The sequence below is a fragment of the Enterobacter cloacae complex sp. IR5428 genome (assembly GCF_049238585.1).
GTDB classification, from domain to species: domain Bacteria; phylum Pseudomonadota; class Gammaproteobacteria; order Enterobacterales; family Enterobacteriaceae; genus Enterobacter; species Enterobacter intestinihominis.
Map to the genome: position 1 here is coordinate 59,262 of NZ_JBMKHV010000010.1, position 14,188 is coordinate 73,449.

The window sequence follows — 14,188 nt, forward strand, 5'->3', positions numbered from 1 at the left end:
AAATGGCCCGACACTGTCGGGCCATTTTTTTATTTAAAACCTTTCTGCTCTTTAATCAGCTCGTAGGCTTTCTGGATTTCCTGCGCTTTCTGTTTCGCCATCTCCATCATCTCAGGCGGCAGGCCTTTCGCCACCAGCTTATCCGGATGGTGCTCGCTCATCAGCTTACGATAGGCGCGTTTGATGGTCGTGACATCGTCAGAGGGCTTCACGCCGAGGACATTACAGGCATCTTCAAGCGTAGGGCCACGCTGCGCCTGCTGCCAGCCGCCACCGGACGATTGCTGTTGATAACCGCCGCCAAAGTGCGCGCCACCCTGCATCATGCGCAGGAACTGATCGAACTGCATGCGGGAAATGCCCAGCTCTTCAGCAATCACATACAGGACGTCCCGTTCATTCGGATGCAGAGAGCCATCCGCGAAGGCGGCCTGGATTTGAATTTCCAGAAACATCCGAATTAAATCAAAGCGCCCGAAGCAGATGCTACGGAACTGCCGCATTTTTTCACGCAGCGGGTAGTTATCCGCTTTACCAATCCTGAATGCATTCTGCGCCGCGACGCGGGATTCGCCGTGCAGATTCATGCGATCCATAAAGACGCTGGCAACCTGAATATCGGCTTCCGTTACGCGCCCTTTTGATTTGGTTAAGTGCCCCATCACCTCGAAGGTGGTGGAGAAGAAGAGTGACTGGCGCTCGCGCTGGTTGGCAAACCAGGCCATTTTGCGGCTGCGTGCTTTATCAAACATATGGCCGATAATGAGGCCAAGAACAACACCCCAGAATCCGGCACCCATAATAATTGCGAACGCAACGCCGATTATTTTACCCCAATACTGCATATACTCCCCGAATGGTCATGTTCCTGGCCGACGCAACGCCATCATTACAGTGGTCGCGCCACGGTCAATTGAGGGACATCGCCTATAATTTGCATTATCATACTCGTCATTCGATAGCGAGCCTAACACTCTGGCGCGCAAACGGGCAGGATTAACGCTGGTACTGCGCTGATGAGTAAGATAGTCTCTGAGCGTTTGTAAGCCGTAGCCACTGATGACGGAACAATAAAATACAACGTATGAAAAAACGTATCCCCACCCTTCTGGCCACAATGATTGGCACCGCCCTGTATAGCCAACAGGGGCTCGCAGCCGATCTCGCCTCGCAGTGTATGCTTGGCGTCCCAAGTTACAATCGCCCACTGGTGAAAGGCGATACGAATGACTTACCCGTCACCATTAATGCCGACAGCGCAAAAGGTAATTATCCTGACAATGCAACCTTTACGGGCAATGTCGATATTAACCAGGGAAACAGCCGTCTGCTGGCTGACGAAGTGCAATTGCACCAGAAGCAGCCGGAAGGTGCTCAGGCGCCTGTCCGTACGGTGGATGCGCTGGGTAATGTGCACTATGACGACAATCAGGTCATCCTGAAAGGTCCGAAAGCCTGGTCGAATCTGAATACCAAAGACACCAACGTCTGGGAAGGTGATTATCAGATGGTCGGTCGTCAGGGGCGCGGTACCGCAGACCTGATGAAGCAGCGCGGCGAGAACCGCTACACTATTCTCGAAAACGGCTCGTTTACGTCCTGTTTGCCAGGGTCAAATACCTGGAGCGTTGTGGGCAGCGAAGTGATCCACGACCGTGAAGAACAGGTTGCAGAGATCTGGAACGCCCGTTTTAAACTCGGCCCGGTGCCCATTTTCTATAGTCCTTACCTGCAACTGCCTGTGGGTGACAAACGTCGTTCAGGCTTCCTGATCCCGAACGCCAAGTACAGCACGTCGAACTACTTTGAGTTCTACCTGCCATACTACTGGAACATTGCGCCCAACATGGACGCCACGATCACGCCGCACTACATCCATAAGCGCGGTAACATCATGTGGGAGAACGAATTCCGCTATCTGACCAAAGCGGGCGCGGGTCTGATGGAGTTTGATTATCTGCCATCAGATAAGGTGTTCCAGGACGAACATCCGAGCGAAGGTGATAAGCACCGCTGGATGTACTACTGGAAGCACGCCGGGGTATTGGATCAGGTGTGGCGCTTCAACATCGACTACACCAAAGTCAGCGATCCGTATTACTTCAACGACTTCGACTCTAAATACGGGTCCAGTACCGACGGTTACGCCACGCAGAAATTCAGCGTGGGCTACGCCATTGAGAACTTTGACGCGACGGTGTCGACCAAGCAGTTCCAGGTATTTGATACGCAATCGCGTAGTACCTATGGTGCAGAGCCGCAGCTGGACGTGAACTGGTACCAGAACGATGTGGGTCCTTTCGACACGCACGTTTACGCTCAGGCGGTCCATTTCGTCAACACCAACTCGGATATGCCGGAATCAACGCGTCTGCATATCGAGCCGACGATCAATCTGCCGTGGTCAAACGACTGGGCGAGCCTGAATACCGAAGCCAAGCTGATGGCCACCCACTATCAGCAGAAAAATCTGGACTGGTATAACAAACGCTATGGCACCGATCTTGAAGAGTCGGTAAACCGTACGCTTCCGCAATTCAAAATGGATGGGAAGCTGATTTTCGAACGTGATATGGCTCTTCTCGCGGATGGATACACCCAGACGCTTGAGCCACGTATGCAGTATCTGTACGTGCCTTATCGCGATCAGAGCAAAATTCAAAACTACGACTCGTCCTTCCTGCAATCAGACTACAGCGGCCTGTTCCGGGATCGTACCTACGGCGGCCTTGACCGTATTGCGTCTACTAACCAGTTAACGACCGGCGTCACAACGCGCATTTATGATGATGCTGCCGTTGAACGTTTTAACGTTTCTGTTGGTCAAATCTACTATTTCACCGAGTCTCGTACCGGTGATGACGACATTAACTGGGAGAAAGACAACAAAACGGGCTCACTGGTATGGGCGGGCGACACCTACTGGCGTATGACGGATCGTTGGGGTCTGCGCGGTGGTGTTCAGTACGATACACGACTGGACAATATCGCGACGGGCAGCGCTGCCATCGAATATCGTCGTGATGAAGATCGCATGTTGCAGTTGACGTACCGTTACGCCAGCCCGGAGTATATTCAGGCGACACTGCCAAACTATGCGAATACAGACCAATACAAAGACGGTATTTCACAGGTGGGTACCGCCGCGAGCTGGCCGATCGCCGATCGTTGGTCAGTCGTCGGAGCCTACTACTATGACACGAATGCCCAAAAACCTGCTGACCAGATGCTGGGTCTGCAATATAACTCCTGCTGTTACGCAATACGTGTCGGTTACGAACGCAAACTTAACGGCTGGGATACGCAAAACAGTCAGGGCAAATACGATAACGTGATTGGCTTTAATATCGAGTTGCGCGGCCTGAGCTCTAACTACGGTCTGGGCACGCAGCAGATGCTGCGCTCGAACATTCTGCCGTATCGTAGTTCATTGTAATGTGCTTGATTTACAACGTAATCCGCTTTGCGGTTAATTGAAATGGAAAAAGTATGAAGAACTGGAAAACGCTGCTACTCGGTGTCGCTATGGTTGCGAATACCAGCTTCGCGGCCCCACAGGTTGTCGATAAAGTCGCGGCTGTGGTTAACAACGGCGTCGTGCTTGAAAGTGACGTTGACGGTTTGATGAAATCTGTAAAGCTCAACTCGGGCCAGGCAGGTCAACAACTTCCGGATGACGCTACGCTGCGCCACCAGATCCTGGAACGTCTGATCATGGATCAGATTGTCCTGCAAATGGGCCAGAAAATGGGTGTGAAGATCTCTGACGAGCAGCTCGATCAGGCGATCGCCAACATTGCAAAGCAGAACAACATTACCCCGGACCAGATGCGTAGCCGCCTGGCCTATGACGGCATCAGCTATGCCACCTACCGTAATCAGATCCGAAAAGAGATGCTGATTTCAGAAGTGCGTAACAATGAAGTCCGTCGCCGCGTCACCATCCTGCCTCAGGAAGTGGATGCCCTGGCGAAACAGGTGGGTAATCAGAATGATGCCAGCACTGAACTTAACCTGAGCCACATCCTGATCCCACTGCCGGAAAACCCAACCTCCGATCAGGCGGCTGAGGCGGAAAGTCAGGCGCGCGCTATCGTTGAGCAGGCGCGTAATGGCGATGACTTCGGCAAACTGGCGATCACCTACTCTGCTGACCAGCAGGCGCTGAAAGGCGGCCAGATGGGCTGGGGCCGTATTCAGGAGCTGCCATCCCTGTTTGCCCAGGCGCTGAGCACGGCGAAGAAAGGCGACATCGTCGGTCCAATCCGTTCCGGTGTGGGCTTCCACATTCTGAAAGTGAACGACCTGCGCGGTCAGAGCCAGAACATTTCGGTTACCGAAGTGCATGCGCGCCATATCCTGCTCAAACCGTCTCCGATCATGACTGACGATCAGGCCCGTGCGAAGCTGGAACAGATCGCCGCAGACATCAAGAGCGGTAAAACCACCTTCGATAAAGCGGCAAAAGAGTTCTCTCAGGATCCTGGCTCTGCAAACCAGGGCGGTGACCTGGGTTGGGCGGCAGCGGATATTTACGATCCAGCTTTCCGCGATGCGTTAATGAAGCTGAATAAGGGTCAGATGAGCGCGCCAGTGCACTCCTCCTTCGGCTGGCATCTGATCCAGCTGATGGACACGCGCAACGTGGATAAAACCGACGCGGCGCAGAAAGATCGTGCGTATCGCATGCTGTTTAACCGTAAGTTCTCTGAAGAAGCCGCAACCTGGATGCAGGAACAACGCGCCAGCGCTTACGTGAAAGTGTTGAGCAACTAATGAAACCGCATCGTGTTGTGATCACTCCCGGCGAACCCGCCGGGATTGGGCCTGACCTTGTGGTTCAGCTCGCCCAGCGCAGCTGGCCGGTAGAGTTGGTTGTTTGCGCAGATGCAACACTGTTACAAGACCGGGCAGCCTTGCTCGGTCTGCCTTTAACGCTCCTCCCTTACGTTGAAGGCCAACAGCCCGCACCGCAGCAGGCTGGTACTCTCACCCTGCTTTCTGTTCCGCTCCGTGCACCTGTTGTCCCCGGTGAGTTACACATCGAAAACGGCCACTACGTTGTCGAGACGCTGGCGCGCGCCTGTGACGGTTGCCTTCAGGGCGAATTTGCAGCCCTGATCACCGGTCCGGTGCATAAAGGCGTAATCAACGACGCGGGCATTCCGTTTACCGGGCATACCGAATTTTTCGAAGAGCGTTCGCACAGCCCGAAAGTGGTGATGATGCTGGCAACCGAAGCAATGCGCGTTGCGCTGGTAACAACGCACCTGCCGATCAAAGCCATTCCGGATGCCATTACGCCTGAACTCCTGCGTGAGATCATTGGCATTTTGCATCACGATCTGCAAACCAAATTCGGTATTCCGCAGCCGCATGTGCTGGTTTGCGGCCTGAATCCGCACGCGGGTGAGGGCGGACATATGGGCACTGAGGAGATCGACACCATCATTCCGGTGCTTGAGGAGATGCGGGCGAAGGGGATGAACCTCAGCGGGCCACTGCCTGCCGACACCCTTTTCCAGCCCAAATACCTGGATAAAGCCGATGCCGTACTCGCGATGTACCACGATCAGGGTCTGCCCGTGCTAAAATACCAGGGATTTGGTCGCGGGGTGAATATCACCCTCGGCTTACCCTTTATTCGAACGTCTGTTGACCACGGTACTGCGCTGGATCTGGCAGGCCAGGGAAAAGCGGATGTCGGCAGTTTTATCACGGCGCTTAATCTCGCCATCAAAATGATTGTTAATACTCAATGACTAATCGAGTCCATCAGGGCCACTTAGCCCGTAAACGCTTCGGGCAAAACTTCCTCAACGATCAGTTTGTGATCGACAGTATCGTTTCTGCCATTAATCCGCAGAAAGGCCAGGCCATGGTCGAAATCGGCCCGGGTCTTGCCGCGCTGACCGAGCCGGTAGGCGAACGCCTTGACGAACTGACCGTTATCGAACTCGACCGCGATCTGGCCGCGCGTCTGCAAACGCACCCTTTCCTCGGGCCGAAGCTGACGATTTATCAGCAGGATGCGATGACCATGAACTTTGGCGAACTGTCAGAAAAAATGGGACAGCCGCTGCGCGTGTTCGGTAACCTGCCGTACAACATCTCCACCCCGCTGATGTTCCATCTGTTTAGCTATACTGATGCCATTGCCGACATGCACTTCATGTTGCAAAAAGAGGTCGTTAACCGTCTGGTTGCAGGGCCGAACAGTAAAGCGTATGGTCGTTTAAGCGTGATGGCGCAATATTACTGCAATGTGATCCCGGTATTAGAAGTGCCGCCTTCCGCGTTCACGCCACCACCAAAAGTGGATTCTGCGGTTGTGCGCCTGGTGCCACATAAAACGATGCCGTATCCGGTCAAAGACCTGCGCGTGCTGAGCCGTATAACGACAGAAGCCTTTAACCAGCGCCGTAAAACGATTCGTAACAGCCTTGGCAATCTGTTTACCGTTGACGTGTTAGCTGAGTTGGGCATCGACCCGGCAATGCGTGCGGAAAATATTTCCGTAGAGCAGTACTGCAAGCTGGCTAATTACATCAGCGACAATGCGCCGCCGAAGGAGAGCTAAGCCATGATTGATTCGCCCCGCGTCTGTGTTCAGGTTCAAAGCGTCTACATTGAGTCCCAATCCACACCGGATGAAGAACGTTTTGTCTTTGCTTATACCGTAACCATTCGCAATCTGGGGCGGATGCCTGTGCAACTGCTCGGGCGCTACTGGCTTATCACCAACGGCAATGGCCGCGAAATTGAAGTCCAGGGTGAAGGTGTGGTCGGTGAACAACCCCATATCGCCCCTGGCGAAGAGTATCAGTACACCAGCGGTGCGGTCATTGAAACGCCACTGGGTACCATGCAAGGCCATTACGAAATGGTCGATGCCGACGGTAATGCTTTCCGCATTGCTATTCCTGTGTTCCGTCTCGCCGTACCTACACTTATTCATTAATCTAATGTCTACATATCTGATTGGCGACGTTCACGGTTGCTACGATGAACTGATCGCATTATTAAAACAGGTCGATTTTACTCCCGGGCAGGACACGCTCTGGCTTACAGGCGATTTAGTGGCGCGCGGCCCTGGCTCCCTTGACGTCCTGCGTTACGTCAAATCTCTGGGCGACAGCGTGCGGCTGGTACTGGGCAACCACGATCTGCATCTGCTGGCCGTATACGCCGGGATCAGCCGTAATAAGCCGAAAGATCGCATTACCCCCCTGCTGGAAGCACCGGATGCCGATGAGTTGCTCAACTGGCTGCGTCGCCAGCCACTGCTACAGATTGACGAAGAGAAAAAGCTGGTGATGGCTCATGCCGGCATCACGCCTCAGTGGGATCTTGAGACGGCAAAAACCTGTGCGCGCGACGCCGAAGCGGTGCTGGCGAGCGACTCCTACCCGTTCTTCCTCGATGCGATGTACGGCGACATGCCGAATAACTGGAGTGATGACCTCAGCGGCCTGGCGCGGCTACGTTTTATCACCAATGCTTTTACGCGGATGCGCTACTGCTTCCCGAACGGGCAGCTGGATATGTATTGCAAAGATACGCCGGAAAATGCCCCTGCGCCGCTTAAGCCATGGTTTGCGATTCCGGGCCCCGTGACAAACGAATATAGCGTGGTATTTGGGCACTGGGCATCACTGGAAGGAAAAGGCACCCCGGAAAATATCTATGCGCTGGATACCGGATGCTGCTGGGGCGGGGATTTAACCTGCTTACGCTGGGAAGATAAAACCTACTTTGTCCAGCCATCCAACCGACAGCTGGATTTAGGCAAGGGAGAGGCGGTCGCCTCCTGAAGATGTTTATCCTCTCCCTTTGGGGAGAGGATAAAAACGTTAACGACGTTCCAGAATTTCGAAGCAGTAGCTGTGCGAGTTCTGCGCATCCGCATCGTGAAACTCACTGAATACGGACTCCCACTCGTCCGGATCGTAATCCGGAAAATGGGTATCCCCTTCCACTTCCGCATCAATGTGCGTCAGATACAGTTTCTGCGCTTTTGGCAGGAACTGCTCATACACGCGACCACCACCGATCACCATGATCTCTTCGGCATCGCCGCAGGCTGCAATCGCTTCATCAACGGATTTCACCCACTGCACGCGATCGTCAGTGCCCGGCTGGCTACTGATCACAATATTCTTACGACCCGGCAATGGACGACCAATCGACTCCCAGGTCAGGCGGCCCATCACTACCGGCTTGTTTAACGTAGTACGTTTAAACCATGCGAGATCGGCAGGCAGGTTCCACGGCATGGCGTTTTCCATGCCGATAACGCGGTCTACCGCCAGCGCTGCAATCAGACTGATCATTGAAAATTTCCCGGATGCAAAAAATTGCCGCCACTATACGGAAAGCTTAATCTTTCGTCGACTGGCGGCAGGGTAAAGAATTAGAAATTTTTTAATATTGCTGGCAACTCCACTTCACGCAGAGGGTTTACTCTCCGGTTCATCCGCAGGATCACCGGTATGCTTGCCCTCTTCCGTCCCTTGCCAGCCGTGGCGCTGAACCAGCGACAGGTGATTACGATCCTCGTTGATGATTTCCGTCAGCATGGTGCTGGTGCGTTTAAACACCGCTGCGCGTTCGGTTGCCGTACTGCTCGCCATCGCCACCATCTCTTCAACCATCTCATGGTTAAAGCGGCGGAACAGATCGGCACGTTCACGCGCTTCATACGCACCAAGCCCCAGACTTTCCAGCGCCATGCGGCCAGATTTGAGCGCCCCTTCGAAGGTTTCACGTTCAGGGGCTGCCACCCCCGCCTGACGCAGCTGGATGTAGTGATCCACATCGCGCGCACGTGAGATAATGGTCAGATGCGGAAAATGCTCTTTAACCAGCTCAACCATCTGCATGCTGGTCTCAGGATCGTCGATGGCGTTAATCAGCACCTCGGCTTTCGCCGCCCCGGCGGATTCCAGCAGGTCCGCCCGGGTCGCATCACCGTAAAACACTTTCATATCGAATTTACGCAGCGTATCAACATGGTCAGGATCGTGATCGAGGATAACCATTTTCACACCGCTGGAGAGCAGTAAACGGCCGGCGATCTGCCCGAAGCGGCCAAATCCGGCGATGATCACGCGCGGCTGCTCCTCGTCGATCTCATCGGCTTCTCGCTCCTGTTCGCTTCCCGTTTTTTCCAGACGCGTCAGCAGCACCAGCAGAATTGGCGTTGCGGCCATCGACAGCGCGACCGCCAGCGTCAGCGCTTTTGCCCATTCCGGATCGAGTACATTTGCCATTTGCGCTGCGCCAAAGACCACGAAAGCAAACTCACTCCCCTGCCCCAGCAGCACGGCAAACCAACGGCGTTGCGGTTTTGGCACGTTTAACGGTCGGGCAATCAGCCACAGCATCGCCATTTTAATGACCAGGAAACCCACCAGCAGAATGATGATGCGCAGCGGGTGGGTTACCAGCGTCCCGAAGTCGATAGACATCCCGACGCCGATGAAAAACAGCCCAAGCAGCAATCCTTTAAACGGCTCGATATCGCTTTCCAGCGCGTGACGATATTCGGAGCTTGCCAGTAAGACCCCTGCGAGGAAAGCGCCCATCGCCATCGACAGCCCAGCCTCTTCAAGCAGCAATCCAAAACCAAACACCAGGAATAACGCAACGGCGCTGAATACTTCGCGCAGGCCAGAGCGAGCCACAAAGCGCAGCAACGGACGCGTTACGTAGCGCCCCAGAAGAATTACCAGCGCCAGCGCACCGACAACCTTCAGCGCAGATAAGGCAAATGCCCCCAGCGTCGTTGATGCGCCGCTGGTTGCCAGCAGCGGGATCATCGCTACCAGCGGGATGGCGGCAATATCCTGGAACAGCAGTACGGAGAAGGTGCTGCGCCCCATTTGCGAGACCGTCAGGTTACGTTCGTTCATTGCCTGCATGGCAATCGCCGTCGAGGAGAGCGCCAGCGTCATGCCAATCAGCTCTGCGACTTTCCACTCCATCCCCAGCAAAATGCAGAACCCGCCCAACAGCAGACCGCAGGCCAGCATTTGCAAAGCGCCACCGCCAAACACCGAGGCGCGCAGTTTCCACAGCCGCTGCGGATCCAATTCCAGGCCAATCACAAACAGCATCAGCACCACGCCGATTTCCGCAAAATGCAGGATTGACTCGGCATCCGTCACCAGCCGAAAGCCCCAGGGGCCAATCACACACCCGGCAATCAGATAGCCGAGCACCGAGCCCAGCCCCAGACGGACCGCCACGGGCACAATTAATGCCGCCGCGCCGAGGTAAATCAGCGCCTGTATCATCGTATGGCTATCCATTGTGCCCCTCCTGCCACTCGAGTAAGCGTTGTTTGTAGTGACGAGCCTGCGCCTGCAAGGTTTCATCGTCGCAGACAAAGGTACAGTGCATTGCAAAGGGCGGAAGCCAGTTCAGGCCACAGTAAAGGGCGGTAGCCTGGAGCGGCTGCGCCAGCACGTCAAATCCGGGGAAAGCGCCAATCTCAAAGTGGCTTTCACCCCCACCGGTGGTTACAGCCCACATCAGGCTTTTTCCCTGAAGCGCTTTGCCGTTATGTCCGTATGCCCAACCGTGCGACAAGACTTTGTCGATCCACAATTTCAGCAGCGGAGGTGTGCTGTACCACTGCATTGGATGCTGCCAGACGATCAGATCGGCACGAGAGAGCGCCTCCTGTTCGGCGGCGACATCGATACTGAAATCAGGATAGAGTTGATAGAGGGAACGTATCTCAACGTTTTCGAGCGTCCTTGCCTGCTCAAGCATCCGTTTATTCGCATGCGAATGTTGCGGATAGGGATGCGCATAAATTATCAGAACCATGAATATGCCTGTCTTTTACTTTTCTTGTAGCATTGAGTGTAGACAGTTACCACCCCGACTTAAAGGGGCTATCTAACGGTTAAAAGTAAAACGCAAGTATTGGCAACCCATCCCACCTTACCAGCGACAGTGGCGCTAAACACGAAGAGCGATACGCGAGACAAATTCATCCTACAAAATAGTTATGGCCATTCATATTATCAACAGATATTTTTAGCGAAACTTAAGTCATTATTTAATAAATCAACCTGTACATAACCTATTGAAAAAATAATAATTTTATGCTTTTTTGTTTTAAGCTCACGCTTTAAGACGGACTAAATACGTTTTACGCACGTTATCTAATGTTCCTTCTCACTCAAATGGATGTGTACATGAGCAACAATTTCTTTAGATTAAATCATACAACCAAAACTCTTGGAAAGATATTTCCTGCCTTGTTGATATGCACCCCTGCGGTTGCGTTTTCTGCAACGATTGACCAATCAACTTCTGTTCCTCAAGATTTCTCAGCCGATGCTGAATATATTATTAATAAAAACGTGACGATCTCCTCCGCTGGTAGTGAAGCGGCGGTATCGGTCTCTGGGTTTGCGATCGATAATGTCACTAACAAAGGAAATATTTCCGGTACAGGAACTGGCCTGGATATTAATACTGGCGCGCAACGTGTAGTTATTAACAATGACAGTGGTGCAACCATTTCTTCCACCACAGCGAATGCTGTCAATATTCAGTCATTACTCGGCGATTTCAACAACAATGGAAATATCATCGGTGCGGAAAATGGCATTTATGTCAGTGAAAGCTCCTCAGCAGTAAATATTACCAACACCAGCACTGGAGTGATAAAAGGAAAAACAGGCCTGAGTTCTCAGACTGGCATTGGTATTAATAACAGTGGTGCAATTATTGGTACAAGCGGTGACGCTATCGCACTAGGCACTGGCAATACAAAGATATTAAACAGTGGTACCGTACAAGGAACCCAGAACGGCATTAATGTAAAAGATACGGCAAAAGTAGATATTACGAATAGCGGAACGATTAGTGGCGATACTGCGGCTATTATGTTCGCCAGCAATAAAAATAACACCCTGGTACTTGATACGGGTTCCACTCTTATCGGTGACGTTATTTCCACCAATTCCATGGGAAACACTCTCACTCTGATCGGCACCGGTACGGAAGACAGTAACTTCGTGGGTCTGAATGAAGGCGACGGTTTTGCCAGCGTAAAAATGGAGGGTGAAAGCTGGGCACTGTCGGGCGATCTCGACATTATTGGCTCTGGCGACTCCTTGCTGATAGAGACTGGCGCGTTAACCCTGTCGGGTGCGGTATCGAATACCGGTAATACGCGGGTGGCCAAAGACGCCTCGCTGCAACTGGGCGATGGCGAAAAAACTGCGACGCTCAGCGGTGGGCTCACCAACAATGGTACCGTCATTTTTAATCAGGGTAGCGATTTCACTTTCGCCACCGACATGACCGGTAGCGGTAACGTCGAAAAAGTTGATTCCAACACGCTGACCCTGACAGGCAAAAATAGCTATACAGGGAATACGGTTCTGCACGGTGGCACCACGCTTATCTCCACCGGAGCAACGCTCGGCGTCAAGGGCAGTAACGCCACCGTTACCGTTGAAAACGGCGCGACCTTTGCCACCGCAGGCGAAGTGAACAACAACATCGCGATTCTTAGCGGCGGTACGCTGGCGGCATGGAATGCAGTCCAGGGTAACTCCACGCTCAGCGCTTCCGGTGTTGATACCATCAACGGCAACGTGGCTAATGGCGGCACGCTGTTGCTGAGTGCGGCTGATAATAGCGTTGGCAATAATTTTACGATTAATGGCGACTACACCGGCTCTGACGGTAGCCAGATTGTGATGAACAGCACTCTGGGTGAAGATAACTCACCAACTGACCACCTCACCATTACGGGCAGCAGCTTCGGTCAGTCCGGCGTCAGCATTACCAACATTGGCGGCGCAGGCGCGCAAACCATTAACGGTATGGAAATTGTCAGCATTGGCGGCAGTTCCGAAGCCCAGCTGACGCTGGCAAAACCGGTCGTCGCAGGCGCCTGGGAGTATAACCTCTACCAGCACAGTGACGGAAACTGGTATCTGGAATCAAAGGCGACGCCTTCTGATGATCCTTCCGACGACACCGATGACGGTGGCAATAATGATGACGGCGGTAACACCGACGGCGGTGGCAACACCGATAATGGTGGTAACACCGATGACGGTGGTAACACCGATGACGGTGGTAACACAGATGACGGTGGTAACGCCGATGATGGTGGTAACACCGACAACGGCGGCAACACCGACAACGGCGGCAACACTGACAACGGCGGCAACACCGATAACGGCGGCAACACCGATAACGGCGGTAACAGTGCCCCGGAAGTTATGGCACCTGAAGTGGGTGCTTACTTAGGTAACTACCTTGCCGCGCAGAGCATGTTCCTGCATAAGCGCGACGATCGCGACCAGCTCACTTTCCGCAATGAAGACGATCTGAACACCTGGATGTACGTTAAGGGTCGCTATCATGAGAACGATGCGGGTGGCGATAAAGTCAGCTACGACACCACCACCACCGTTCTGCAAGTCGGCAGCGATTTCATGAGCAAGCCAATGGATAACGGCATCCTGCGTGCCGGTGGTATGTTCGGTGCAGGCCAGGCGAAGACCCACTCTGATGCGAAGCACAACGTGCGTGACGCACAGGGTAAAGTTGATGGCTTCAATGTTGGGCTGTACGCCACCTGGCAGGAAGATCAGAAATTACGTCTGGGCAGCTACGTTGATACCTGGGCCGCTTATAGCTGGTACAACAACAAAGTCACCAGCAATCGTAACGATGAAGATTACGATAGCGAAGGTTTCGCCGCGTCTGTTGAAGTCGGCCACGCGTGGGTTATCCAGTCTGAAAATGAACGTACATGGAAGATCGAGCCACAGGCGCAGGTGATCTACAGCTATCTCGATCAGGAAAATCACACCGATCGCGACGGCGTACGCGTAACCACGCTGGACAATGACAGCGTCTTTGGTCGTCTTGGCGTTAAAGCAAGCTACTTCCAGCAGAAGGACGTCAAGGCCTGGCAGCCATACGTCGCAGTTAACTGGTTGAAAGGTGCTGGTCAAAACGATCTGGCATTCAATGACGAAACCGTCAGCAACGATACGCCAGAAGATCGTGGTCAGTTAGAGCTGGGCGTAACCGGCAACCTGAACGAAACCACAACGATCTCCCTGCGTGCCAGCGGTGAGTGGGGTGAAAACAGCTATGCCGCTTACGGCGGTCATATTTTGTTAAACCATCGCTGGTAATC

General features: G+C 53.4%; 11 protein-coding genes. 7 read left to right on the forward strand and 4 right to left on the reverse strand.

What is annotated here, in order from left to right:
- Nucleotides 1–29: 29 nt before the first annotated feature.
- Nucleotides 30–845, reverse strand: a complete 816-nt coding sequence (gene djlA / locus ACOTXC_RS15605; protein WP_023299305.1) for a co-chaperone DjlA — start codon at nt 843–845, stop codon at nt 30–32.
- A gap of 239 nt (nt 846–1,084) precedes the next feature.
- Between djlA and lptD the strand changes: the two genes are divergently transcribed.
- Genes lptD through apaH form a run of 6 tightly spaced genes read left to right on the forward strand, consistent with a single transcriptional unit; the run spans nt 1,085 to nt 7,814 of the window.
- Complete coding sequence (lptD, locus tag ACOTXC_RS15610) at nt 1,085–3,436, forward strand: LPS assembly protein LptD (protein ID WP_421767819.1); 2,352 nt, start codon at nt 1,085–1,087, stop codon at nt 3,434–3,436.
- A gap of 53 nt (nt 3,437–3,489) precedes the next feature.
- The gene (gene surA / locus ACOTXC_RS15615) at nt 3,490–4,776 is read left to right on the forward strand and encodes a peptidylprolyl isomerase SurA (protein WP_003856417.1); all 1,287 of its coding nucleotides are present in this window, start codon (nt 3,490–3,492) and stop codon (nt 4,774–4,776) included.
- Complete coding sequence (gene pdxA / locus ACOTXC_RS15620; RefSeq protein ID WP_022647019.1) at nt 4,776–5,762, forward strand: 4-hydroxythreonine-4-phosphate dehydrogenase PdxA; 987 nt, start codon at nt 4,776–4,778, stop codon at nt 5,760–5,762. The genes surA and pdxA overlap by 1 nt, the downstream gene beginning before the upstream one ends.
- Nucleotides 5,759–6,580: a 16S rRNA (adenine(1518)-N(6)/adenine(1519)-N(6))-dimethyltransferase RsmA gene (rsmA, locus tag ACOTXC_RS15625; protein ID WP_003856423.1), complete on the forward strand. Its 822-nt coding sequence runs from the start codon at nt 5,759–5,761 to the stop codon at nt 6,578–6,580. The genes pdxA and rsmA overlap by 4 nt, the downstream gene beginning before the upstream one ends.
- A gap of 3 nt (nt 6,581–6,583) precedes the next feature.
- Nucleotides 6,584–6,961 (forward strand): Co2+/Mg2+ efflux protein ApaG, encoded by a 378-nt coding sequence (gene apaG, locus ACOTXC_RS15630; protein WP_003856425.1) that lies wholly within the window; start codon nt 6,584–6,586, stop codon nt 6,959–6,961.
- Between the two features lie 4 nt (nt 6,962–6,965).
- The gene (apaH, locus tag ACOTXC_RS15635) at nt 6,966–7,814 is read left to right on the forward strand and encodes a bis(5'-nucleosyl)-tetraphosphatase (symmetrical) ApaH (protein WP_154850103.1); all 849 of its coding nucleotides are present in this window, start codon (nt 6,966–6,968) and stop codon (nt 7,812–7,814) included.
- Between the two features lie 39 nt (nt 7,815–7,853).
- Here the strand turns inward: apaH and folA are convergent, their stop codons facing one another.
- The 3 genes from folA to kefF form a co-directional block, all read right to left on the reverse strand.
- Nucleotides 7,854–8,333, reverse strand: coding sequence for a type 3 dihydrofolate reductase (folA, locus tag ACOTXC_RS15640; protein ID WP_003856431.1), 480 nt, complete (start codon nt 8,331–8,333; stop codon nt 7,854–7,856).
- A 114-nt stretch (nt 8,334–8,447) separates the two neighbouring features.
- Nucleotides 8,448–10,313 (reverse strand): glutathione-regulated potassium-efflux system protein KefC, encoded by a 1,866-nt coding sequence (gene kefC / locus ACOTXC_RS15645; protein ID WP_022647016.1) that lies wholly within the window; start codon nt 10,311–10,313, stop codon nt 8,448–8,450.
- Complete coding sequence (gene kefF, locus ACOTXC_RS15650; protein WP_023305423.1) at nt 10,306–10,836, reverse strand: glutathione-regulated potassium-efflux system oxidoreductase KefF; 531 nt, start codon at nt 10,834–10,836, stop codon at nt 10,306–10,308. The genes kefC and kefF overlap by 8 nt, the downstream gene beginning before the upstream one ends.
- Before the next feature lie 374 nt (nt 10,837–11,210).
- Between kefF and ACOTXC_RS15655 the strand changes: the two genes are divergently transcribed.
- Complete coding sequence (locus ACOTXC_RS15655) at nt 11,211–14,186, forward strand: autotransporter outer membrane beta-barrel domain-containing protein (RefSeq protein ID WP_421767820.1); 2,976 nt, start codon at nt 11,211–11,213, stop codon at nt 14,184–14,186.
- Nucleotides 14,187–14,188 lie beyond the last annotated feature (2 nt).

Excerpts from the sequence above, each read along its gene's own strand:
- djlA (WP_023299305.1), bottom strand. The coding sequence starts at position 845 with ATGCAGTATTGGGGTAAAATAATCGGCGTTGCGTTCGCAATTATTATG.
- lptD (WP_421767819.1), top strand. The coding sequence starts at position 1,085 with ATGAAAAAACGTATCCCCACCCTTCTGGCCACAATGATTGGCACCGCC.
- surA (WP_003856417.1), top strand. The coding sequence starts at position 3,490 with ATGAAGAACTGGAAAACGCTGCTACTCGGTGTCGCTATGGTTGCGAAT.
- pdxA (WP_022647019.1), top strand. The coding sequence starts at position 4,776 with ATGAAACCGCATCGTGTTGTGATCACTCCCGGCGAACCCGCCGGGATT.
- rsmA (WP_003856423.1), top strand. The coding sequence starts at position 5,759 with ATGACTAATCGAGTCCATCAGGGCCACTTAGCCCGTAAACGCTTCGGG.
- apaG (WP_003856425.1), top strand. The coding sequence starts at position 6,584 with ATGATTGATTCGCCCCGCGTCTGTGTTCAGGTTCAAAGCGTCTACATT.
- apaH (WP_154850103.1), top strand. The coding sequence starts at position 6,966 with ATGTCTACATATCTGATTGGCGACGTTCACGGTTGCTACGATGAACTG.
- folA (WP_003856431.1), bottom strand. The coding sequence starts at position 8,333 with ATGATCAGTCTGATTGCAGCGCTGGCGGTAGACCGCGTTATCGGCATG.
- kefC (WP_022647016.1), bottom strand. The coding sequence starts at position 10,313 with ATGGATAGCCATACGATGATACAGGCGCTGATTTACCTCGGCGCGGCG.
- kefF (WP_023305423.1), bottom strand. The coding sequence starts at position 10,836 with ATGGTTCTGATAATTTATGCGCATCCCTATCCGCAACATTCGCATGCG.
- ACOTXC_RS15655 (WP_421767820.1), top strand. The coding sequence starts at position 11,211 with ATGAGCAACAATTTCTTTAGATTAAATCATACAACCAAAACTCTTGGA.